Source organism: Corynebacterium sp. SA-MJD20WY100 (genome assembly GCF_039822565.1).
Taxonomy (GTDB): Bacteria; Actinomycetota; Actinomycetes; order Mycobacteriales; family Mycobacteriaceae; genus Corynebacterium; species Corynebacterium phoceense_A.
This window is the reverse complement of sequence record NZ_JBCJKS010000005.1, coordinates 76,117-97,543: the sequence shown is the minus strand read 5'-3', so window position 1 is coordinate 97,543 and position 21,427 is coordinate 76,117. Positions and strand designations below refer to the sequence as shown.

Here is a 21,427-nt window from a genome sequence, read left to right as displayed (position 1 = left end):
CCGCGCCGAACGGCACGGGAGATCACCCCACGGCTGTCCGGAATATGCGTTTGATCACGCGGGAGGATGAGTCCAGATTCGGTACGGCGAAAGTCCCCGAGCTTCCAGTGCCGCCCTCTCCCCGAGGCAGTCATGCGGCTCATCATAAAGGAAACAGCATGACTGCGCAGGGCGAGAAGGTTAGACCGCCAGCGGCTTCGTCCGCGGGGTCACGGCGATGGGGAGGTTGGTCTCACCCATGAGATCCGCGTCGACGGCGGCTGCGGCGGCGCGGCCCTCGGCGATGGCCCAGACGATAAGCGATTGGCCGCGGCCGTTGTCGCCGGCGACGTAGACCTTGGGCTTGAAGCCGGGAAACAGCGGCTTGACTTGGGCGCGGTACTCCGAGTCGCGGACCATGCGGCCGCGCTCATCGAAAGCGACGCCGAGTTCGTGGACGAGACCGGAGCGCTCGCCGCCGGCGAAGCCGAGGGCGATGAGGACGAGGTCGGCGTCCATCTCGAAGTCAGTGTCTTCCATGGGCTGGCGGCGGCCGTCGACGACCTCGACTTCGTTGCCGCGCAGGGAGGACACGCGGCCGTCGGTGCCGTGGAAGGACACCGTGTTGACGGAGTAGATGCGCGAGCCCAATTCCGAACCGGGGACGCGGGTGGCCAGGCCCAGGGCTTCGATTTCGGCGGCGGACTCGTCGCCGGTGACAACGTACTCGCCTTCCTCGTGCGCGGTGGCAGTGCGGTAGAGCAGCGGGTACATCGGCCACGGCGTGGACGCAGCGCGGTGGCGCGGGGCGCGCGGGCGGATGTCGAACTGCGTGACGGACTTGGCGCCCTGGCGCAGTGCGGTGCCGAAACAGTCCGTGCCCGTGTCGCCGCCGCCGATGATGACGACCTTCTTGCCCTTGGCCGAAATGGCGGACGACTCATAGTCGCCCTCATTCACGCGGTTCTGCCAGGTGAGGTACTCCATCGCCGGGAAGATGCCGTCGAGTTCACGGCCCTCGACCGGCAGGTCGCGGGCGACGGGAGTGCCGGTGGCGAGTACGACGGCATCGAAAGCAGAGAGGTCCGCGGCGGTGGGGGAGACGCCGGTGCGGAACTCGGTGCCTTCGGCGCGCATCTGCTCGAGACGGCGGTCGATCCATTGGTTGTTCATCTTGTACTCGGGCACGCCGTAGCGCATGAGCCCGCCCAGCCGGTCGTCGCGCTCGAAGACCGTGACGGCGTGGCCGGATCGCGTAAGCTGTTGCGCTGCGGCCAGGCCAGCCGGGCCGGAGCCGACGACGGCGACGCGTATGCCGGTGTCCATGGTCGGGCGGATGGGCTCAATCCAGCCCTCCTCCCAGGCGCGCTCGACGATGGCGAGCTCAACGTTCTTGATGGTCACCGCGTCGTCGTTGATACCGAGTACGCACGCGCCCTCGCAGGGAGCAGGGCACAGGCGGCCGGTAAACTCCGGGAAGTTATTTGTCGCGTGGAGGCGGTCGTAGGCCTCGCGCCAGCGGTCCTGGCGCACGAGGTCGTTCCACTCGGGAATGATGTTGCCCAGCGGACAGCCTTCGTGGCAGAACGGTACGCCGCAGTCCATGCAGCGGGTGGCTTGCTGTTGGATCTGGCCAGCGGGCGCGGCCTCATAGACCTCGCGGAAGTCGAGCAGGCGCAGTGGCACAGGGCGGTGAGCCGGCTCGGCGCGATTGAATTTTTGGAATCCGTGTGGGTCAGCCATTACTTCACTGCCTCCATGATTGCTTCGTTGGGGTTGCGGCCGTCGCGCTCGGCGACGTCGATGATGTCGAGGACGTGGCGGTACGGCGGCGGGACGATCTTGACGAGGTCCTGCGGTCGCGCCGTGGTGGTCGAGCCGGTGAGGGCGATGTGCTCGGCGAGGATGCCGGAGAGGAATTCGATGTCTTCAGGGCCGAGCTTTTCGATGCCCCCAGCCACGTCACGGTTGAGCTTTTGCTCCAGGTCCGCAGTGCGCAGCACATAGGCGATGCCGCCGGACATGCCAGCGCCGAAGTTGTCGCCGACCTCGCCAAGGATGACGACGCGGCCACCGGTCATGTATTCGCAGCCGTGGTTGCCGATGCCCTCGACGACGGCGGTGGCACCCGAGTTGCGAACGCAGAAGCGCTCGCCCACGGCGCCGCGGATGAAGAGGGTACCGGAGGTCGCGCCGTAGGCGGTGACGTTGCCGGCGATGATGTCCGGGTTGTGGCGGAGCTGGCGCGGGGTGGCCGCGTCGGGGCGGACGATAATCCGGCCGCCGGACAGGCCCTTGCCCACGAAGTCGTTGGCGTCGCCGACGAGGTCGAGGGTGAGGCCAGCAGGGATGAACGCGCCGAAGGAGTTGCCGGCCGAGCCGGTGAGCCGCACGGTGATGGTGTCCTGCGGCAGGCCGTTCTTACCGGCGGCGCGCGTGATGCGCGAGCCGAGCATGGTGCCAACGGAGCGGTCGCGGTTGGACACGGTGCGCTCGAGGAGGACGGTGGGGTTTTCCGTCGCGGACATCCAGGACGGGGCGTTGGCGGAGGTTTTTGCAGCGGCGGCATCGATGGTCAGCTGCGAGTCGACGATGAGCTGGTTGTCGAGCGCGGACTCGAGGCCGTGCTCCTGCGTGCGGGTCTGGCGCAGGTTCTGGTTGCGGAAGTGCGGGTTCTCGACGCGCTCGAAGATGGGCGCGAGGTTGAGAGCACCGGTGCGGGGAGTGGGGGCATCGGCACGTTGGCGCAGGACCTGGGACTGGCCGACGGCCTCGTCGATGGAGCGGAAGCCGAGCTGTGCCAGGTACTCGCGGACCTCCTGGGCGATGAAGGTGAAGAAGTTGACCACGTGCTCGGCGCGGCCCGTGAACTTCTTACGGAGCTCAGGGTTCTGGGTCGCGATGCCGACGGGGCAGGTATCGAGGTGACACACGCGCATCATGATGCAGCCTTCGACGACGAGCGGGGCGGTGGCGAAACCAAACTCCTCGGCACCGAGGAGCGCGGCGATGACAACGTCGCGGCCGGTTTTCAGCTGGCCGTCGCACTGGACGCGGATGCGGTCTCGCAGACCGTTGAGCAGAAGGGTCTGCTGCGTCTCGGCAAGGCCAAGCTCCCACGGGCCGCCGGCGTGTTTGAGCGAGGTGAGCGGCGAGGCGCCAGTGCCGCCGTCGTGGCCGGAGACGAGAACGACGTCCGCGTGTGCCTTGGACACGCCCGCGGCGACGGCGCCGATGCCCTGCTCGGCGACGAGCTTGACGTGGATGCGCGCATTCGGGTTCGCGGACTTGAGGTCGTAGATGAGCTGGGCTAAGTCCTCGATGGAGTAGATGTCGTGGTGCGGCGGCGGGGAGATGAGCCCGACGCCCGGGGTGGTGATGCGGACCTCGGCGATCCAGGGGTAAACCTTGTGCGGCGGGAGCTGGCCGCCCTCGCCGGGCTTGGCGCCCTGGGCCATCTTGATCTGGATGTCCGTGCAATTGTTCAGGTAGTGGCTGGTTACGCCGAAGCGGCCGGAGGCAACCTGCTTGATGGCCGAGCGACGCCAATCGCCGTTAGGCTCGATGTCGAAGCGGGAGGCGTCCTCGCCGCCCTCGCCGGAATTCGACATGGCGTGGAGGCGGTTCATGGCGATGGCGAGGGTCTCGTGGGCCTCCGCGGAAATGGAGCCGTAGGACATGGCACCCGTAGAGAAGCGCTGCACGATATCGGCGACGGGCTCGACCTCGTCGACGGAAATCGGCGGGCGGTCGGGCGCGAACTCCATGAGACCGCGGATGGTCGCAAGCCGCTCGGTCTGGTCGTTGACGGCGCGGGTGTAGTCCTTGAAGATGCGGTACTGGCCCGTGCGCGTGGCGTGCTGGAGCTTGAAGATGGTCTCCGGGTTAAACAGGTGGAACTCGCCTTCGCGGCGCCACTTGTACTCGCCGCCGAGCTCGAGCTCGCGGTGAGCGTTCTCCTCGGGACGCGGCAGGAAGGCGCCGCGGTGGCGGGCCTCGACGTCGGCCGCGATGTCGTCCAGGCCGATGCCGGCGATGGGCGACTTGATGCCGCCGAAGTATTCGTCGAGGAGTTCCTGGCGCAGGCCCGTGACGTCCGCGAGCTGCGCGCCGCGGTAGGAGGACACGGCGGCAATACCCATCTTGGACATGACCTTGAGCACGCCGGTCGTGGCAGCCTTGATGTAGTTGGCGCAGGCTTCGGACAGCGTGAGGTCGCCGAGCTGGCCCTTCATGCGCAGTTCGTCGATGGTCTCGAACGCCATGTACGGATTGATGGCGTCCGCGCCAAAGGAGATGAGCATGGCCAGGTGGTGGACTTCGCGGGCGTCGCCGGACTCGATGATGAGCGAGGCACGGGTGCGGGTGCGCTCGGCGACCAAGTGCTGGTGCACGGCGGAGGTGAGCAGCAGGGAGGGGATGGGCGCGAAGCGCTCGTCGGACTCGCGGTCGGAGAGAATAATGAGCGTTGTGCCGTCCGCGATGGCGGCGGAGACCTCGCGGCGCACGCGGTCGATGGCCTCGCGCAGGCCCCTGCCGTGGTGGGCGACGGGGTAGAGGCCAGAGATGACGGCGGCATCGAAAGGCTCGGCCTCGCCGTGGTCATTGGCGTGGACGAGGGTGGTCAACGCGTCGTTGTCGAGGATGGGGCCGTCGAGGTGGATACGGCGCGCGGCGGTGGCATCGGGGTTAAGCACGTCCGACTGGGCTCCGAGCAGGGTGAACATCGAGGTGATGTTCTTCTCGCGGATGGAGTCGAGAGGCGGGTTGGTCACCTGGGCGAAGCGCTGAGCAAAGAAATCGAAGAGCATGCGCGGGCGGTTGGACAGCGCTGCGATGGGCGTGTCCGTGCCCATGGAGCCGATGGCCTCAGCACCGGTGCGGGCCATGGGCTCGATGATGAGCTCGACGTCTTCCTCGGTGATGCCAAAGACGCGCTGGCGCAGGACCACGCGGTTGTGAGGCATGTAACGGTACGCGGTCTGCGGCAGATCCTCGATGTGCACGAAGTTCTCGCGAATCCACTCGCCGTAGGGCGCGGCGGTGGCGAGTTGATGCTTGATTTCCTCGTCTTCGACGATACGGCCAGCCTGGGTGTCCACGAGGAACATGCGGCCGGGCTGGACGCGCGTGCGCTTGACGATGCGCCCCGGCTCAATGTCGAGCACGCCCGCCTCCGATGCCATGACGACGAGGCCGTCATCCGTGACCCAGATGCGTCCCGGTCGCAGTCCGTTGCGGTCGAGGACCGCGCCGACGACGGTACCGTCCGTAAAGGCGATGGCGGCGGGGCCGTCCCAGGGCTCCATGAGACAGGAGTGGTACTCGTAGAAGTCGCGCAGCTGCGGGTCGATGACGTCTGCGTGCTCCCAGGCCTGCGGGACCATCATCATGACGGCGTGCGGCAGGGAGCGCCCGCCGAGGTGGAGAAGCTCGAGGGCCTCGTCGAAGAGTGCCGTGTCCGAGCCGGAGGGAGCGCAGATGGGCAGGACGCGATCGAGTGGGCCGAGCTGCGCGGAGCGAATGAGGGACTCGCGGGCGCGCATCCAGTTCTCGTTGCCCTTGACAGTGTTGATCTCGCCGTTGTGCGCGACGAGGCGGAACGGATGGGCCAGCGGCCAGGACGGGAAGGTGTTGGTGGAAAAGCGCGAGTGGACGAGCGCGATGGCGGTTTCCATGTCGGGGTGGCGCAGATCGGCGTAGAAGTGGGCGAGCTGCGGGGTGGTGAGCATGCCCTTGTAGACGATGGTGCGTGCCGAGAGCGAGGGAAAGTAGATGGTGTCCTCGCCGTTCTTCGTGCCGAGCTCGCGTTCGCAGCGCTTGCGGAGGAAGAACATGACGCGGTCGAGCTCGATGCCGGACGTGCCGTCTGCAGTCACAAAAATTTGCTCGAAGTGGGGCATGGCCTCGCGGGCCATCTCGCCGAGGCCGGAGGGATCGATGGGGACCTCGCGCCAACCGAGGACGGTCGCGCCTTCTTCGCGGGCGATGGCCTCGATCTCACGTTTGGCGTCGAGCATGGCCATGCGGCGGCGTGGCAGGAAGGCGATGCCGGTGGCGTACGCGCCGGGCTCGGGGAGGTCGAAGCCGTGCTCGGCGGCGACGGTACGGCAGAAGCGGTCCGGGACCTGGAGGAGGATGCCGGCGCCGTCGCCGGTGTTGGGCTCCGCGCCGGCGGCGCCGCGGTGCTCGAGGTTGATGAGCGCCTGGATGCCCTTGTCCACGATGTCGCGGGTGGCGCGGCCGTACATGTCCGCGATGAAGGCGACGCCGCAGGAATCGTGTTCGTGGGCCGGGTTATATAAGCCCTGGGGGTGGGGAGTCATGTAAGGTGACCTCTTTCTGATAGCACAAACGCGGCTGGGCCTGGGAAGGCCGAGCCGCGCGGAGGAGCTAGGAAGGAATGAGTGAGCGGCTGATTAACAGTCGAAGTACATCTCGAACTCTTGCGGGGTGGGGCGCATGCGGTTCGGGGTGATTTCGTTGTCGTACTTGTACTGGATGTAGGTGTCGATGAGGTCCTCGGTGAAGACGTCGCCTTCGGTGAGGAAGTCCGAGTCGTTGCGCAGAGCCTCGAGGGAGGCCTCGAGGGAGGTGGGGGCCTGTGGGATGGTGGCGGCCTCGGCGGGCGGCAGTTCGTAGAGGTCTTTGTCGACCGGGGCGTGGGGCTCGATGCGGTTCTTGATGCCGTCGAGGCCAGCGAGCATCATCGCGGCGAAGCCGAAGTACGGGTTGCCGGACGGGTCCGGAGCGCGGAACTCGATGCGCTTGGCTTTGGGGTTGGAGCCGGTGATCGGGATGCGGACCGCGGCGGAGCGGTTGCGCTGCGAGTAGACGAGGTTGATGGGGGCCTCGAAACCAGGGACGAGACGGTGGTAGGAGTTGAGCGTCGGGTTGGTGAAAGCGAGGACGGCGCCGGCGTGGTGGAGGATGCCGCCGATGTAGTAACGGGCGACATCGGACAGTCCGCCGTAGCCGGCCTCGTCGTAGAAGAGCGGGGAGCCGTCCTTCCACAGTGACTGGTGGGCGTGCATGCCGGAGCCGTTGTCGCCGGCGAGCGGCTTGGGCATAAACGTCGCGGTCTTGCCATGAGCGACGGCGGTGTTCTTCACGATGTACTTGAAGGACTGGATGTCGTCCGCGGCGTGGAGCAGCGTGTTGAAGCGGTAGTTGATTTCCTGCTGGCCGCCGGTGCCGACCTCGTGGTGGTAGCGCTCGATGGCAAAACCGGCGTCCTGGAGGGTGGTGACCATGGCGTCGCGGACGTCCGTGGTCTGGTCGTAGGGGGCCGTCGGGAAGTATCCGCCCTTGATGCGTGTCTTGTAGCCGGTGTTCGGGGTGCCGTCGAGGTTGGTGGCGCGGCCGCGGTTCCACCAGCCCTCATTGGAGTCGACCTCGTAGAAGCCGGTGTTGGTGTCCGTGGAGTAGCGAACGGAGTCGAAGAGGTAGAACTCGGCCTCGGCACCGAAGTTGCACGTGTCCGCGATGCCCGTCGATGCCAGGTATTCCTCGGCCTTGCGGGCGACGTTGCGCGGGTCGCGGGAGAAAGGCTCGAGGGTGAGCGGATCGTGAACGAAGAACTTGATATTGAGCGTCTTCTCGATGCGGAACGGGTCGAGCTGTGCCGTGGCCGGATCCGGCAGGAGGGCCATGTCAGACTCGTCGATGGAGGTAAAACCGCGGATGGAGGAACCGTCGAAGGCGAGGCCCGCCTCGGCAGCGTCTTCAGTAAACTCGGTGGCCGGAATGGTGAAGTGATTCTCGGTGCCGGGGACGTCGGTGAAACGCACGTCGACGAAACGTACGTCCTCGTCCTTGATAAATTTGACGACGTCCTGGATGGTCTGGAATGCCATGGGTTTGATACTCCTTGCGAATGAAAGCTCGGCGGGGCATGGGCCCGCGTTGGTTTTCTATACGCTAGCAGGTATATGTCTTATCTTTCTATTGATCTATAGAATTCTAGATGACGGATGTGCGGCGGCGGGGAGTTTTACGCAGGTCAGGTAGGACGTGTGACGTTGGTTACTGGGGGAGAATAATATTCTCTAGCTCCGCCGGTGCGGCGGCGTGGTGCACCGCGCCGGCGGCGACATAGTCCACGACGGTAGCCGGGTCGAAGCTGTCGCCGCAGACGACGATGGTCTCGTCATGGATGAGCAGGAGCCGGGTCGCGGCGGCGAGCTCGAAGAGGAGCGGAAGATCAGCGCGCGACCACCGCCAAGCAGTGGCGTAGAAACTCGCGCCGTAGGGGTACGAAGTCTCGAGGAGGAGAGTGCCGCGCCGGAGAAAGATGCCATCGCGCGGGAGGCTGGCCAGGACGCGGCGGGCTGCAGCGGGGTGGGGAAAGGCGGCATCGGCAAGCGGGGCGAACGTTAAGGTAGAAGCCATGAAGATCATGATTTTAGGCGCCGGGGCCGTGGGAGGCTACTACGGCGGGAAATTGCAGCAGGCCGGACACGAGGTAGGATTCATCGCGCGCGGGGCGACGCTGGAGGCGTTGCGCGAGCGCGGGCTGGACCTCGGCGGGAAGGTCGTGGCGCCGTCCTGGGCGGCGGAGAGCGCGGCCGAGCTCGTGGAGGCGATGGGGACGCCGGAGGTAATTATCGTGGCGTCCAAGGCGCTGTCGGGAAACGCGACGTTTGGCGACCTGCCGCGGGTCGACGAGCTGGCCGGAGTGCCGGTGGTGACGACGCACAACTCGGTGGAGACGCATTATGAGGCCGCGCGGCTCTTTGGTGAAGAGCGGGTCTTTGCCGCGGTGATTCGCGCGTACCTCACGCGCACGGGTCCGGCGGAGATTCGTCTGAACCCTGGGCCGCTGTCGCTGAATTTTGGGCCACTGCCGGGGGTGCGCGCGCCGGAGCTTGACGCCGTGGGGCGTTTCCATGCGGCGTTGCATGAGGCGGGGATTGACTCGGAGTATTTCCCGGACGGGGAGATCATGGTCGACGTGTGGTCGAAGGCGATGTTTGTCGCAACGACGGGTGCGCTCGGCGCGCTGGCGGGCCGGCCCATGGGTGTGCTGCGCACCGAACTGCGGCCGCAGTTGCGTGGGCTCATGGACGAGGTCGCGGCGGCCGGTCGTGGCTGTGGGGTCGCGCTGCCAGCGGACATCGTGGACCGGACGCTCGCGTTTGCGGACGAGCAGTACGCGGAGGCGACGAGTTCCATGCACCGCGATATTGAGGCGGGACTGCCCAATGAGCTCGACGCGCAGATTGGCGCCGTGCGGCGCATGGCGGCAAGTGTTGAGGTGGGCACGCCGTTGCTTGACTACACGCAGGCTGTGCTGGAGGCGCGCTTCTAGTCTGCGTCTCCGTAGCGGGCGCGGGCGATGGTGTAGACACCGAACGGGTTCTCGAGCACTGTCGCCGTCACGGACGTGGTCTTCTTGCTGTCTGAGCTGGGCTTGCCCATCGCGGCCTTCGCGGCCGTAAACGCGAGCGTGAGGTAGACGACGGCGGGTCCGACCGCCTTGAGCTTCTGCTTGGCCTCAGGCTTGAACATGAGCTGGGCAATGCGCCAGAACGTGAGCGCAATGAGGCCCACGACGGCGACCCACAGCGCGATGCGGCCGCCCGGGGTCTCCGCGACGAGCTGGAGCGCGCCCGAGTTGGAGGCTTCCTCGCTGTTTCCGCCCCGGGAGATGCGGAAGGCGAGCCAGCCGATGAAGGCGTAGACGGCGCCGAGGACGACGAAGCCGACGCTCGCCATTTGGTCGAGCGCCTCAGAATGCTGCGCGTGGTGGGCGCCTTCCTGGGCGGTGTTGCATGGGGAGTTCATAGGTTCGTCCTACGGGCGCAGGCGCTCGTGCGTATGCGAAACCCCCGCGGAGCCCTGTGTGAATGGGGCTCGACGGGGGTGAGACGTGCGGCGTTTAGCAGTCGAAGTACATCTCGAACTCTTGCGGGGTGGGGCGCATGCGGTTCGGGGTGATTTCGTTGTCGTACTTGTACTGGATGTAGGTGTCGATGAGGTCTTCGGTGAAGACGTCGCCTTCGGTGAGGAAGTCCGAGTCGTTGCGCAGAGCCTCAAGGGAGGCCTCGAGGGAGGTCGGGGCCTGCGGGATGGATGCGGCCTCTGCCGGCGGCAGCTCGTAGAGGTCCTTGTCGACCGGAGCGTGGGGCTCGATGCGGTTCTTGATGCCGTCCAGGCCAGCCATCATCATGGCAGCGAAGCCGAAGTACGGGTTGCCGGACGGGTCCGGAGCGCGGAACTCGATGCGCTTGGCCTTCGGGTTGGAGCCGGTGATCGGGATGCGGACCGCGGCGGAGCGGTTGCGCTGCGAGTAGACGAGGTTGATGGGGGCCTCGAAGCCCGGCACCAGACGGTGGTAGGAGTTGAGCGTCGGGTTGGTGAAGGCGAGGACGGCACCGGCGTGGTGGAGGATGCCGCCGATGTAGTAGCGGGCCAGGTCGGACAGTCCGCCGTAACCAGCCTCGTCATAGAACAGCGGGGAGCCGTCCTTCCACAGGGACATGTGGGCGTGCATGCCGGAGCCGTTGTCGCCAGCGAGCGGCTTGGGCATGAAGGTGGCGGTCTTGCCGAACTCAGCCGCGGTGTTCTTGATGATGTACTTGAAGGTCTGGATATCGTCCGCCGCGTGGAGCAGGGAGTTGAAGCGATAGTTGATCTCGTTCTGGCCGCCGCCGACCTCATGGTGGAAGCGCTCGAGCGCGAAGCCGGCCTCCTGAAGGTTCTTTACCATGGCGTCGCGGACCTCGACGTGCTTGTCGTAGGGGGCCGTCGGGAAGTAGCCGCCCTTCATGCGCGTCTTGTAGCCGATGTTCGGCGTGCCGTCGAAGTTGGTGTCCGCACCGCGGTTCCACCAACCCTCGTCCGTGTCGACCTCGTAGAAGGCGTGGTTGACGTCAGCCGTGTAGCGGACGGAGTCGAAGAGGTAGAACTCGGCCTCGGCACCGAAGAAGCAGGTGTCTGCGATGCCGGTGGAGGTGAGGTACTCCTCGGCCTTGCGCGCGATATTGCGTGGGTCGCGGGAGAACGGCTCGTGTGTGAACGGGTCGTGGACGAAGAACTTGATGTTGAGGGTCTTCGTGGAGCGGAACGGATCGAGCACCGCGGTGGCTGGGTCGGGCATGAGCGTCATGTCGGACTCGTCGATGGAGGTGAATCCGCGGATGGAGGAACCATCGAAGGCGAGGCCTTCTGCGGCGGCTTCCTCGGTGAATTCGGACGCAGGGATGCTGAAGTGGTGTTCGGTGCCCGGAACGTCGGTGAATCGAATGTCGACGAACTCGACGTCTTCGTCCTCGATGAACTTCACAACGTCGTGGATCGACTCGAAAGCCATGGTGTCTCCTCTAATTTCGGTCGCTTAACAGGGCTGACTTCAATATTATGCAATTGCGGGTAGTAACGGGTCTAATCCTACCGGATGGGACGCTTTCAACACTCACCCGGTTTGGGGGCTGGCGCGCCGCTTTGGCGGCTATCGTGGGCCTGCGTATCTTAGACATCATGGCTGAGAAGAAAACGTGGCTCGATGGCCCCAGCATCCCCGGCGAGAATGATTATGAGACCCCTGGCCGGTGGCCGGGGGAGAAGCTCGGGCTCCCGGAGCGCGGCGCTGGTGCCCTGGCACCCGTGTCCCGCCGCGCGGGTGCGGTGCTTATCGATTGGCTGCTGTGCTACGCCGCGGCGGCGATCGTGGGCTACTTCGTCCCGCTCTTCGGCGGCGTGGCGTTGCTCACATACGTGTTGTGGATCCTGCTAGGCATTCTCGGCGGGTGGCTTTTCGCCCGCACGCCTGGCATGGCGTTGCGTGGCATGGGCGTCGCGCGTCTTGATGCCCCCGGCGAGCGCGTCGGCTTCTGGCGCGCCGCCGTGCGCACGCTGCTTACCGCCTTCATCTTCCCCGCGGCCCTCGTGGACATGGACGGCCGTGGCATGCACGACCGCGCGACCGGCACCGTGGTCATCTACGCCTAGGGGTCAGCGATGGCAGAGCTGTGGGACATTGTGGACAACGACCGGCAGCACACGGGCGTGCGGGTGGAACGCCAGCTGGGCTTGCCCGATGGCCAGCTGCACCAGGTCGTCCACCTATGTCTCATTGACATGGGCGGGCGCATGCTCATCCAGCGGCGCGTCGACACGAAGTCCACGTGGCCGGGCATGTGGGATGTCACGGTGGGCGGTTCCGTTATCGCGGGGGAGACGAGCGCACAGGGCATCGCGCGGGAGGTGCGCGAGGAACTCGGCCTGGAGCTGGAGTTTACCCGTCCGGCGTTCACGTTTAACTTTGCGTACGGCTTCGATGATTTTTATGTGGTGCGCGCGGATATCGACGAGCGCACACTGGCCGTGCCTAACGCGGAGGTCGCCGAGGTCGCATGGGCGAGCTTCGCCGACATCCAAGCACTGAAGGCGCGCGGGGAGTTCATCAACTACCGCGACAGCGCGCTGGCTTTGGTCTTCGACTTTGTGGGCGAGGACGGCGTGCGCAGCGATATCTTTGACGGCCGCCCTAGGCCGTAATAAACACAAAAAACGTTCCACCTCTTGCCGCCGCGAGCCTCTCCGCAGCGACAAGGGCTGAACGTGTCATTGCTTGTTGGAAAGCAACAGTCCGGTCCCCACCTCTCTGTTCCTCCTCAAGAACGCTCACGTGTCACGGTGTGCGCTCTCGCCGCCCCGGTGTAACGCGAAAAGTCATTAATTCTAGGCGTAGGAAAACGAGAAAATCCGCAATAAAAATTGCGGATTCTCACGTCGGGCCAAAAGGCTACTTGTGCTTGCGCTCAGCGGCGCGGCGCATGCGGCGGTTCATGCCGGCCATGTTCTGCGCCTGGTGGGGCATAGGCCCCTTGGGCAGGCCCGGTTGGGCGCCTGGCATGGCGTCCATGGCCTCGATGCGGCGGATATTGGTCTGCGTCTCGTTCTTATTGAAGTTACGCGGCAGGCGGATGATGTGGTTGCGCAGCTTGGACACGGGGACCTCGCCCTCGCCGTCGCCCACGTAGACCTCGTAGATGGGAACGCCGGCGGCCATCTTGTCAATGCGCTTCTTCAGCTGCGCCATGGACGGCTTGAGGCGGTTCTTGTTTCCCTCAGCGACGAGGATGACGCCTGGGTTACCCACGACGCGGTGGATAAGATCCTGCTGGCGCGTGGCAGCGATGCCCGGCTTGACGGACCACACGAGACCTACGGAGTTCTTCAGCTGCTGCTCGAGCGCCCAGCCAGCGACGCCGGGCTGGTCCTCGACCTTGCGGTACATGTCGCGTTCGACGCGGCGGGTAAACAGCCACATGGCGAGCACGAAGCCGACGCCCAAGCCCAGGATGAGCATGAACCACTCGCCGTTGAAGAGCAGTCCGATGAGGAAGAAGACCAGTGCGACGCCCAGGATGGCCGCGAGCATGATGGGCACGAGTGCCTTGTCCTGCTTGCGCTGCATCTGGAAGACCTGCCACATTTGCTGGCGGGTCTGCTTGCGCTGGGCACGCTTGTTGGCGCGCTCTTCCTTCTTGGCGGCGCGCAGTGCCGCCTTGTCATCACCTTTAGCCATGGCTCCTACTTTAAATGGTTGTATGTCAAAAACGCGAAATAACGCCGCCCTTCGCCACAATCGGCGGAAGGCGGCGCTAGGGGCAAGTGATTAGCGGATGGTCGCAGAGACCGTCTCGGGCTTGGCCGGGGTCTTCACCATGCGGGTCGTCACGGGTGTCTCGACGGACGGGCCGTACTTCTTGAGCAGGGTGGAGGCTTCCTGGGCGGTAGCGCCCTCGGAGGTCTCGGCGAGATGCGCGAGGTGGGGCGGCAGCTCGCGGCCACGGGCCTCCATCGCCTGGACGTAGAGACGGCCAGCGCGGTAGGAGGAACGCACGAGCGGGCCGGACATAACGCCGCCGAAGCCGAGCTCCTTGGCGTACTCGGCGTGCTCGACGAACTCCTCCGGGCGCACCCAGCGCTCGATGGGGTGGTAGCGCGGGCCGGGGCGCAGGTACTGCGTAATCGTGATGATGTCGCAGCCGGCGGAGTGCAGGTCGCGCAGGGCTTCCTGGATTTCCTCCGGAGTCTCGCCCATGCCGAGGATGAGGTTGGACTTCGTGATGAGGCCGAAGTCGCGGGCCTGGCGGATGACGTCGAGGGAACGCTCGTAACGGAAAGCCGGGCGGATGCGCTTGAAGATGCGCGGGACGGTTTCCACGTTGTGGGCGAAGACCTCCGGCTGCGCGGAGAAGACTTCTTCGAGCAGGTCCGGCTTGCCGGAGAAGTCCGGGGTGAGGTTCTCCACGCCGGTGTTCGGGTTGAGCTCGTGGATTTTGCGCACGACCTCGGCGTAGAGCCAGGCGCCCTCGTCGGGCAGGTCGTCGCGGGTGACGCCAGTGATGGTGGAGTAGTTCAGCTGCATGTTGCGAACTTCCTCCGCCACGCGCAGCGGCTCCTCGCGGTCGAGCGGCTCGGGCTTGCCGGACTTGATGTCGCAGAAATCGCAACGGCGCGTACAGGAGTCGCCGCCGATGAGGAACGTGGCCTCGCGGGATTCCCAGCACTCGTGGATATTCGGGCAGCCGGCTTCCTGGCACACGGTGTGCAGGGACGCGCCCTTCACCTTGTTTTTGATGTCCTCATAGCCAGGACCGGTTCGGACTTGGTTACGGATCCAGCGCGGCTTCTGCTCAATCGGGGTCTCGGAATTCTTGGCCTCGATGCGCAGCAGCCTGCGTCCTTCATGCTTAACACTCACGGTCTACACCCTACGCTGAAAGTCGATGTTCTCTAAAGCCCGCGGGGCCGCGGGTTCCCCCATCGCAACGACGCGGTCAAGGGGGGCTATTCCTCTTTTATTCGTGCGCTGCGCGAGCCTTGCGGCGAGCCTCGGCGGCCTGCTTGCCGGGGTCCGGCGCTGAGGCAAAGGTGTGGTCTGCGACGATGAGCCGGCCTGCGAGCGCGTCGTCGAGCGCGCGCAACAGCGGCACCTCGGCCTCCTCCAGCGTGACGTCGCGGCCCAGCTCCAGGGAGAGCGTCGTGACGTCAGCGTCGTCGATGCCGCACGCCACGATGTGACCGTAGTACTCGAGCGTGTTATTGCAGTTCAAGGCGAGTCCGTGCATGGTCACGCCGCGCGTAATGCGGATGCCCAGCGCGCCGAGCTTGCGGTCGCGCTTCGGTGCCGCCGGGTCCGCGGCCACGGTCGTGTGGGGGACCCAGACGCCGGAGCGCCCGTCCACGCGGCCGGCGGTGGTCACACCCAGCTCGCGCACGGCCTGAATGATGGCTTCTTCGAGGCGGCGGACATAGTCCACGACGTCGACGGGCTCAGCGAGCTTAATAATGGGGTAGACCACGAGCTGGCCCTCGCCGTGCCACGTGATGCGCCCGCCTCGGTCGACGGTGATGACGGGCAGGCCGTTGTCCGGCATGTCCGACTCGAGCGTGCGCTTGCCCGCCGTATAGATATTGGGGTGCTCGACGACGAGGATGACGTCGCTCACCTCCTCGGCCGCGCGCTGCTTCGCGAGTGCTGCTTGGTAGTCCCAGGCCTCCTGGTAATCCATCCGCCCCAAGTGGCGGATCTCCAGAGACGCGCCGGAGGCGCGGATGGAGCGGTCGGCAGGGAAGAACGGGTCGCGCGGTGCAGTCATAGAACAAGTTCTAGTCGCGCGCGCCCTGGGCGCGCAAAAGGGGGCATCGGAAAGCTTTCCGATGCCCCCTTGGGAGGGTGGGCTTACTCCACGCCGTTGGCTGCGGCGTAGGCGGCGGCGTCCATGAGCTCGCCGGCCTCGGAGACCTCGACCTCGAAGAGCCAGCCTTCGCCGAACGGGTCGTTGTTGACCAGCTCGTAGGCGTCGTGGATGCCCTCGTTGACGGCGGTCACGGTGCCGGTGACGGGGGAGTAGAGGTCAGAGACGGACTTAGTGGACTCGACCTCGCCGCAGGTCTCGCCGGCGGTGACGGTGTCGCCGACGGCGGGCAGCTCGGCGAAGACGACTTCGCCGAGGCGGTCAGCGGCGACGGAGGTGATGCCAATGCGCAGGGTTTTGCCCACGACCTCAGCGGCGGGGGCAGCGATCCACTCGTGGTCCTCGGAGTAGGAGAAGTTCTCGGGCAGGTTCGACATGTGGGTTCCTTTCTAGAGGTTCAGGATGATTGTACTAGTCCGCACGCTTGTAGAACGGCGTCTGCGTGACGGCGAAGGGGTAGCGCTTGCCGCGGATATCGACCTCGACAGCGTCGCCGGGGTTCAGGCCCGCGGCGGTGTCGATGAGTGCCAGGGCAATGGGGTGACCGAGCGTGGGCGACGGCTGGCCGGAGGTGACGGTGCCGACCTTGGTCTCACCGACGAAGACCTCGGCGCCGTGGCGGGCGGCGCGGCGCTGCTCGGAGTCGAGCGCCGTGATGGCCTGCTGTGGGCCTTCGGCGGCACGGGCGCGCAGGGCCTCGGCGGCAACGAAGTCGCCTTCCTTCTTAGCGAAGGCGCGGGCCATGCCTGCCTCGACCGGCGTGATGTCGCGGGAGAGCTCGTTGCCGTAGAGCGGCATGCCAGCCTCCAGGCGCAGCGAGTCGCGGGCGGCGAGGCCACAGGGCTTGATGCCGTATTCCTCGCCGGCCTTGAGCAGCTCGTTCCACAGCGCCGGGGCGTCCGAGTTGTAGACGATGAGCTCGAAGCCGTCCTCGCCGGTGTAGCCGGTGCGGCAGATAAAGGCGTAAATGCGCGCGACCTTACCGGTCATCGCCGCGTAATACGGCAGCTCGTAGACGGCCTCCTGCTTGTTGTCCTCGACGAGCGGGATGAGGATCTCCGCGGCCTTGGGGCCCTGGATGGCGATCATGGCGACGTCGCGGGACTCGGACTTGAGGTCCACGTCAAAGCCATCCGCGCGCTCGTTGAGAGTCTCCCAGACGACGTCGACGTTCGACGCGTTGGGGACGACCAGGAACTTCGTCTCGCCCAGGCGGTAGATGATGAGGTCGTCGAGGATGCCGCCGTCTTCGTCGACGAGCATCGAGTACTTCGCCTTGCCCACCGGGAGCGTGGTGAAGTCCGAGATAAATGCGTAGGAGAGGAACTGCGCGGCGCGGTCACCGTTGACCCAGATTTCGCCCATGTGGGAGAGGTCAAAAAGGCCGGCGGCTTCGCGGACGGCGCGGTGCTCCTCGAGCTCGCTGCCGTACTTGAGCGGCATGTTCCACGGACCAAACGCCGTAAAGGACGCGCCGAGCTTCTCGTGCTCGGCGTGGAGCGGGGATTGCAGAAGTTCAGACATGGTTTCCTCTCTTACTTCTCGTCGGTGTTCGTGTCGGCGCTAGCCGACACGTCGAAGGCCTCGGGCGGCGGGCAGGCGCACACGAGGTTGCGGTCGCCGTAGGCCTCGTCGATGCGGCGCACTGGCGGGAAGTACTTCGTGCGGCGCAGGCTGGCCACCGGGTAGGCGGCCTGGGCGCGGCTGAACTTAAACTCCCACTCGTCGGCGGCGACGGCCGCAGCGGTAAACGGCGCGTTGTGGATGACGGAGTCCTCATAGGCGATCGTGCCGTCGATGATCTCCTGAATCTCCGCGCGGATGGTGAGCATCGCCTCGATGAAGCGGTCGAGCTCGCCCTGGTTCTCGGACTCGGTGGGCTCCACCATGAGCGTGCCCGCAACCGGGAAGGCCAGAGTCGGGGCGTGGAAGCCGAAGTCGACGAGGCGCTTGGCGACGTCTGCGGCGGTGACGCCGGAGGCATCGGTAAGCTCACGCAGGTCGAGGATGCACTCGTGGGCGACGAGGCCCGCGTTGCCCGTGTAGAGGATGGGGAACGCGTCGTGGAGGCGCGAGGCCAGGTAGTTCGCGCCCAGGATGGCGTGCGCGGAGGCCTGCTCGAGACCTTTCGCGCCGATCATGGCGAGGTACATCCAGGAAATCGGCAGGACGCCGGCGGAACCGAACTCGGTGGAGATCATCGGCACGCCGTGGCCGACCTCGGTGGGCACCGTCGGGTCGATGGCTGGGTCGTTGGCGTTGGTGGGCAGGAACGGTACGAGGTGCTCCGCGACCGCGACCGGACCGACGCCCGGGCCGCCGCCACCGTGGGGGATGGTGAACGTCTTGTGCAGGTTCAGGTGGCTGACGTCGCCGCCGAACTCGCCCGGCTTGGCCCAGCCGGCGAGCGCGTTGAGGTTCGCGCCGTCGATGTAGACCTGTCCGCCGGCCGCGTGCACCTTGTCGCACACGTCGCGGACCTCCGGGTCGAAGACACCGTGGGTGGACGGGTAGGTGATCATGATGCCCGCGATGTGCTCGCCGTGCTGCTCGATCTTCGCGTCGAGATCGGCGAGGTCGATGGCGCCGTCGTCCGCGGTCTTGACCACGACGACGCGCAGGTTTGCCAGCGTTGCCGAGGCTGCGTTCGTACCGTGCGCCGAGGACGGGATGAGGATAACGTCGCGGCCGTGATCGCCGTTGGCGACGTGGTAGCGGCGGATGGCGAGCAGGCCGGCGAGCTCGCCTTGGGAACCCGCGTTGGGCTGCAGGGAGACCTTGGCGTAGCCGGTGATCTCAGCCAGCCAATCCTCGAGCTCGTGGATGAGCTGACGCCAGCCCTTTGTCGTCTCCTCGGGGGCGTACGGGTGGATGCCCGCGAACTCCGGCCAGGAGATCGGCTCCATGGCGGCGGTGGGGTTGAGCTTCATCGTGCACGAGCCCAGCGGGATCATCGTGCGGTCGAGCGCCAGGTCCTTGTCCGCGAGCTCGCGCAGGTAGCGCAGCATCTGGGTCTCGGAGTGGATGGAGCTGAAGATCGGGTGGGTGAGCGCCGGGGTAACGCGCTTGAGCGCCTCGGGCAGGCGCGAACCCTGCGCCGGGGCCATCTCGTCAACGCCGAACGCGGCGGCGAGCGTCTCCACGTCGGCCGCGGTGGCGGATTCGCCGAAGGAGACGGACACCTTGTCCGCGCCGATGGCGCGCACGAGGTAACCCTGCTCCTGCAAGGCGGACTTGATGGCGGCGGCATCGACGCCCGTGACGGTGACGGTGTCGAAGAACTGCGCAGACACCACGGACTTGCCAGCCTTGACTAGCGAGGTCGCAAAGGAGTCCGCGAGGTCATGGATGCGCGTCGCGATGGCACGCAGGCCCACCGGGCCATGGTAGACCGCATACATGGACGCCACGTTGGCGAGCAGCGCCTGCGCCGTACAGATGTTGGAGGTCGCGCGCTCGCGGCGGATGTGCTGCTCTCGGGTCTGCAGCGCGAGGCGGTAGGCCGGCTGGCCGTCCGCGTCGACGGACACGCCCACGAGGCGGCCCGGCAACTGACGCTTGAGCTTGTCGGTGACAGCCATGTAGGCAGCGTGCGGGCCGCCGAAGAACATCGGCACGCCGAAGCGCTGGGTGGAGCCCACCGCGATGTCGGCGCCGAAGGAACCAGCGCCCTCGAGCAGGAGCAGGGAGAGCGGGTCCGCGTCGACGGTCGCCAGGGCGCCGCGGGTGTGGACCTCCTCGATGATGGCGCGCGGGTCGAGAATATCGCCCTCCGTGCCGGTGTAGGCGAGGACGACGCCCACGATGTCTTCTCCGACCAAGCCCTCGCGCAGGTCCACGATCTCGACCTCGAGCTCGATGGCGCGGGCACGCTCGGCGGCCACGGCGAGCACCTGCGGGTGCAAGCGGGCGTCGAGGATCACGCGGCGGCCTTTCTTCACGGCGCGAGACATAAGGCCCACGGCCTCGGCGACCGCGGTAGCTTCGTCAAGCAGCGACGCATTCGCGATGGACAGTCCCGAGAGTTCCTCGATGAGTGTCTGGAAGTTGAGCAGCGCCTCGAGGCGGCCCTGGGAAATCTCCGGCTGGTACGGCGTGTACGCGGTGTACCAGCCAGCATCTTCAAGCAGCCCGCGGCGAATGACCGCCGGAGTGAGTGTGTCAGAAAAGCCCTGGCCGTAGAAGGACTTCAGAACCGTATTGCGCGAGGCGTATTCGCGCAGCTTCGCCTGTGCCTCGTCTTCAGACAGTGGCTCCGGCAGCTGGGGGTCGCCAGCGGCGCGGATCGCGGTGGGAAGGGCAGCATCAACAAGCGCTTCAACGCTGTCGTATCCCACCTGAGCAAGCATGGTGGCCTGCTCCTTGGCATCTGGCCCGAGGTGACGGGAGATGAATTCCATGAATGTATGACTCCTTTGGGGTGTGGAGGCCTGTAAAGACGCACTCAGTATATTGCGAAGTGCGCCACTATTTCGCCGCTTTACCCCTACTGCTCACCCACACAAGAGCGAGTGTCGCGAGCGCTACCGCCGTGCCCACCACAAAACTGGTGGCATGGCCCACGCGCGGCGCCAGAAGCGCGAGCAGAAAGGGGGCAAAGAAGCCCAGATAGGTGAATGCGTAATACACCCCCGTCGCCGCGCCCAGCTCCGCCGCCGGGGCGACCTCTTGGGTCTTCGCGAGCCCTACGACCATGAGGATTCCGTAGGCCGCGCCGAGCACCACGCCCGCCACCGGCAGCAGCCAGACGACCCATGCATGGTCCCGGTTCGCCGCGATGACCGCGCCGATCACCATCCCCACTGCCGCGAGCCCCAAGCCTGCCGATGCCCCCAAGCCCAACGCCCAGCGCTGCACCACCGCGCCCGTGCCCATGGTGAGCATGGCGAGCAGCCCGGCTGCCGCGATGGGGTGGGCGAGGTGCCCCATGACCAGTCCTGGCAAGTACGCGAAGGACGTGGTGACCACGCCGAAGACCCACGGCGCGAACACGGCGACGGGCACGAACTCGCGGGTGAGCAGGCTGAGCGGCGGGTGTGCCTTGCTTGCCTGTGGGCGCGGGCCTTCCGGTGCGGTCCACGCGAGCGGCAGTATGAGCAGTGCGAGCACGAGGTGGGGGACATAGGGCGCCAGCGTGGGCCAGGGCGTGAATTGTGCGAGCAGTCCCGCCAGTGCCGGCGCGAGCGCGAATCCGAGCGTGAGTGCCAGCGAGGAACGCTTAGCGCCAATGGCGACGGTGGCGGACAGCTCCTTGACCCACGAGGCGCCCGCGGACATGACGAGCCCCACCGCCACGCCGATGATGAGCCTGCCCGCGAGCAGCGCTAGGAACGAGCCATGGAGGCCGGTGAGGAGAATGAGCGAGCCAAGCGCCGTCGCGAGGAGCGCAGGGCGCAGCACCGCGCGGCGCCCCCGCACGTCCGAGACCGGTCCACCGATAAAGAGCGCGCCGATGAGCCCCACGGCGTAGACGCCATAGAGGAACGTCGTGTGGGTTTCCGTGAGCGCCGTGTGCTGGCGGTAGGTGAGCACCATTGGCGCAAAAAGGTTTGCGCCAAACGCGACGACGAACATGCCCAGGACGACGCGGACCCACACCTCATTCTTCATACCGACACAGTCTAGTGTCCTGAATCACTCAATGCGGGGCGTTGTGGCCCGGAGATTGTGCGCGAAAAATCCCTCCAGCACATATAGCGGCCATGCGGCAGCGGGCCGGCATGCCTTATATGTGC

At 66.1% G+C, this 21,427-nt stretch carries 16 protein-coding genes; 3 read left to right on the top strand and 13 right to left on the bottom strand.

The window, feature by feature from the left end; all coding sequences use genetic code 11:
- Positions 1–180: 180 nt before the first annotated feature.
- The 4 genes from ABJ196_RS04285 to ABJ196_RS04270 all read right to left on the bottom strand — a co-directional run bounded on the left by ABJ196_RS04285 (position 181) and on the right by ABJ196_RS04270 (position 8,370).
- Complete coding sequence (locus ABJ196_RS04285; RefSeq protein ID WP_303936783.1) at positions 181–1,722, bottom strand: glutamate synthase subunit beta; 1,542 nt, start codon at positions 1,720–1,722, stop codon at positions 181–183.
- Positions 1,722–6,305, bottom strand: a complete 4,584-nt coding sequence (gltB, locus tag ABJ196_RS04280; RefSeq protein WP_347305377.1) for a glutamate synthase large subunit — start codon at positions 6,303–6,305, stop codon at positions 1,722–1,724. The genes ABJ196_RS04285 and gltB overlap by 1 nt, the downstream gene beginning before the upstream one ends.
- 93 nt (positions 6,306–6,398) lie before the next feature.
- Complete coding sequence (glnA, locus tag ABJ196_RS04275; protein WP_257035053.1) at positions 6,399–7,835, bottom strand: type I glutamate--ammonia ligase; 1,437 nt, start codon at positions 7,833–7,835, stop codon at positions 6,399–6,401.
- Between the two features lie 169 nt (positions 7,836–8,004).
- Positions 8,005–8,370 (bottom strand): hypothetical protein, encoded by a 366-nt coding sequence (locus ABJ196_RS04270; protein ID WP_347305376.1) that lies wholly within the window; start codon positions 8,368–8,370, stop codon positions 8,005–8,007.
- On the opposite strand from ABJ196_RS04270, the gene ABJ196_RS04265 reads away from it, so the two are divergent.
- Positions 8,369–9,289 (top strand): 2-dehydropantoate 2-reductase, encoded by a 921-nt coding sequence (locus ABJ196_RS04265; RefSeq protein ID WP_303937389.1) that lies wholly within the window; start codon positions 8,369–8,371, stop codon positions 9,287–9,289. The two genes, ABJ196_RS04270 and ABJ196_RS04265, sit on opposite strands and share 2 nt — an antisense overlap.
- Here the strand turns inward: ABJ196_RS04265 and ABJ196_RS04260 are convergent.
- Positions 9,286–9,765 carry a DUF1206 domain-containing protein gene (locus ABJ196_RS04260; protein ID WP_303937391.1) on the bottom strand — a complete coding sequence of 160 codons (480 nt, stop codon included), beginning with the start codon at positions 9,763–9,765 and terminating at the stop codon, positions 9,286–9,288. The two genes, ABJ196_RS04265 and ABJ196_RS04260, sit on opposite strands and share 4 nt — an antisense overlap.
- A 94-nt stretch (positions 9,766–9,859) precedes the next feature.
- Entirely contained in the window at positions 9,860–11,293 is a 1,434-nt protein-coding gene (glnA, locus tag ABJ196_RS04255) for a type I glutamate--ammonia ligase (protein WP_347305375.1), read from the bottom strand.
- 167 nt (positions 11,294–11,460) lie between these two features.
- Here glnA (ABJ196_RS04255) and ABJ196_RS04250 point away from each other — a divergent pair, with 167 nt between their 5' ends.
- Positions 11,461–11,931: an RDD family protein gene (locus ABJ196_RS04250; RefSeq protein ID WP_257035048.1), complete on the top strand. Its 471-nt coding sequence runs from the start codon at positions 11,461–11,463 to the stop codon at positions 11,929–11,931.
- Between the two features lie 9 nt (positions 11,932–11,940).
- On the top strand, positions 11,941–12,480 hold the full coding sequence (locus tag ABJ196_RS04245) for an NUDIX domain-containing protein (RefSeq protein ID WP_347305374.1): 540 nt from the start codon (positions 11,941–11,943) through the stop codon (positions 12,478–12,480).
- Positions 12,481–12,727: 247 nt separating this feature from the next.
- Here the strand turns inward: ABJ196_RS04245 and ABJ196_RS04240 are convergent, their stop codons facing one another.
- The 7 genes from ABJ196_RS04240 to ABJ196_RS04210 all read right to left on the bottom strand — a co-directional run bounded on the left by ABJ196_RS04240 (position 12,728) and on the right by ABJ196_RS04210 (position 21,302).
- Positions 12,728–13,513, bottom strand: coding sequence for a DUF4191 domain-containing protein (locus tag ABJ196_RS04240; protein ID WP_347305373.1), 786 nt, complete (start codon positions 13,511–13,513; stop codon positions 12,728–12,730).
- A gap of 90 nt (positions 13,514–13,603) precedes the next feature.
- Entirely contained in the window at positions 13,604–14,695 is a 1,092-nt protein-coding gene (lipA, locus tag ABJ196_RS04235) for a lipoyl synthase (RefSeq protein WP_347305372.1), read from the bottom strand.
- A gap of 97 nt (positions 14,696–14,792) precedes the next feature.
- On the bottom strand, positions 14,793–15,593 hold the full coding sequence (gene lipB, locus ABJ196_RS04230) for a lipoyl(octanoyl) transferase LipB (protein ID WP_257068280.1): 801 nt from the start codon (positions 15,591–15,593) through the stop codon (positions 14,793–14,795).
- An 83-nt stretch (positions 15,594–15,676) separates the two neighbouring features.
- Entirely contained in the window at positions 15,677–16,069 is a 393-nt protein-coding gene (gene gcvH / locus ABJ196_RS04225) for a glycine cleavage system protein GcvH (RefSeq protein ID WP_347305371.1), read from the bottom strand.
- 34 nt (positions 16,070–16,103) lie between these two features.
- Positions 16,104–17,216, bottom strand: coding sequence for a glycine cleavage system aminomethyltransferase GcvT (gene gcvT / locus ABJ196_RS04220; protein WP_347305370.1), 1,113 nt, complete (start codon positions 17,214–17,216; stop codon positions 16,104–16,106).
- 11 nt (positions 17,217–17,227) lie between these two features.
- A complete protein-coding gene (gcvP, locus tag ABJ196_RS04215) occupies positions 17,228–20,092 on the bottom strand; it encodes an aminomethyl-transferring glycine dehydrogenase (RefSeq protein ID WP_347305369.1) in 2,865 nt (954 codons plus the stop codon).
- Between the two features lie 67 nt (positions 20,093–20,159).
- Positions 20,160–21,302, bottom strand: a complete 1,143-nt coding sequence (locus ABJ196_RS04210) for an MFS transporter (RefSeq protein WP_347305368.1) — start codon at positions 21,300–21,302, stop codon at positions 20,160–20,162.
- Positions 21,303–21,427: the final 125 nt, after the last annotated feature.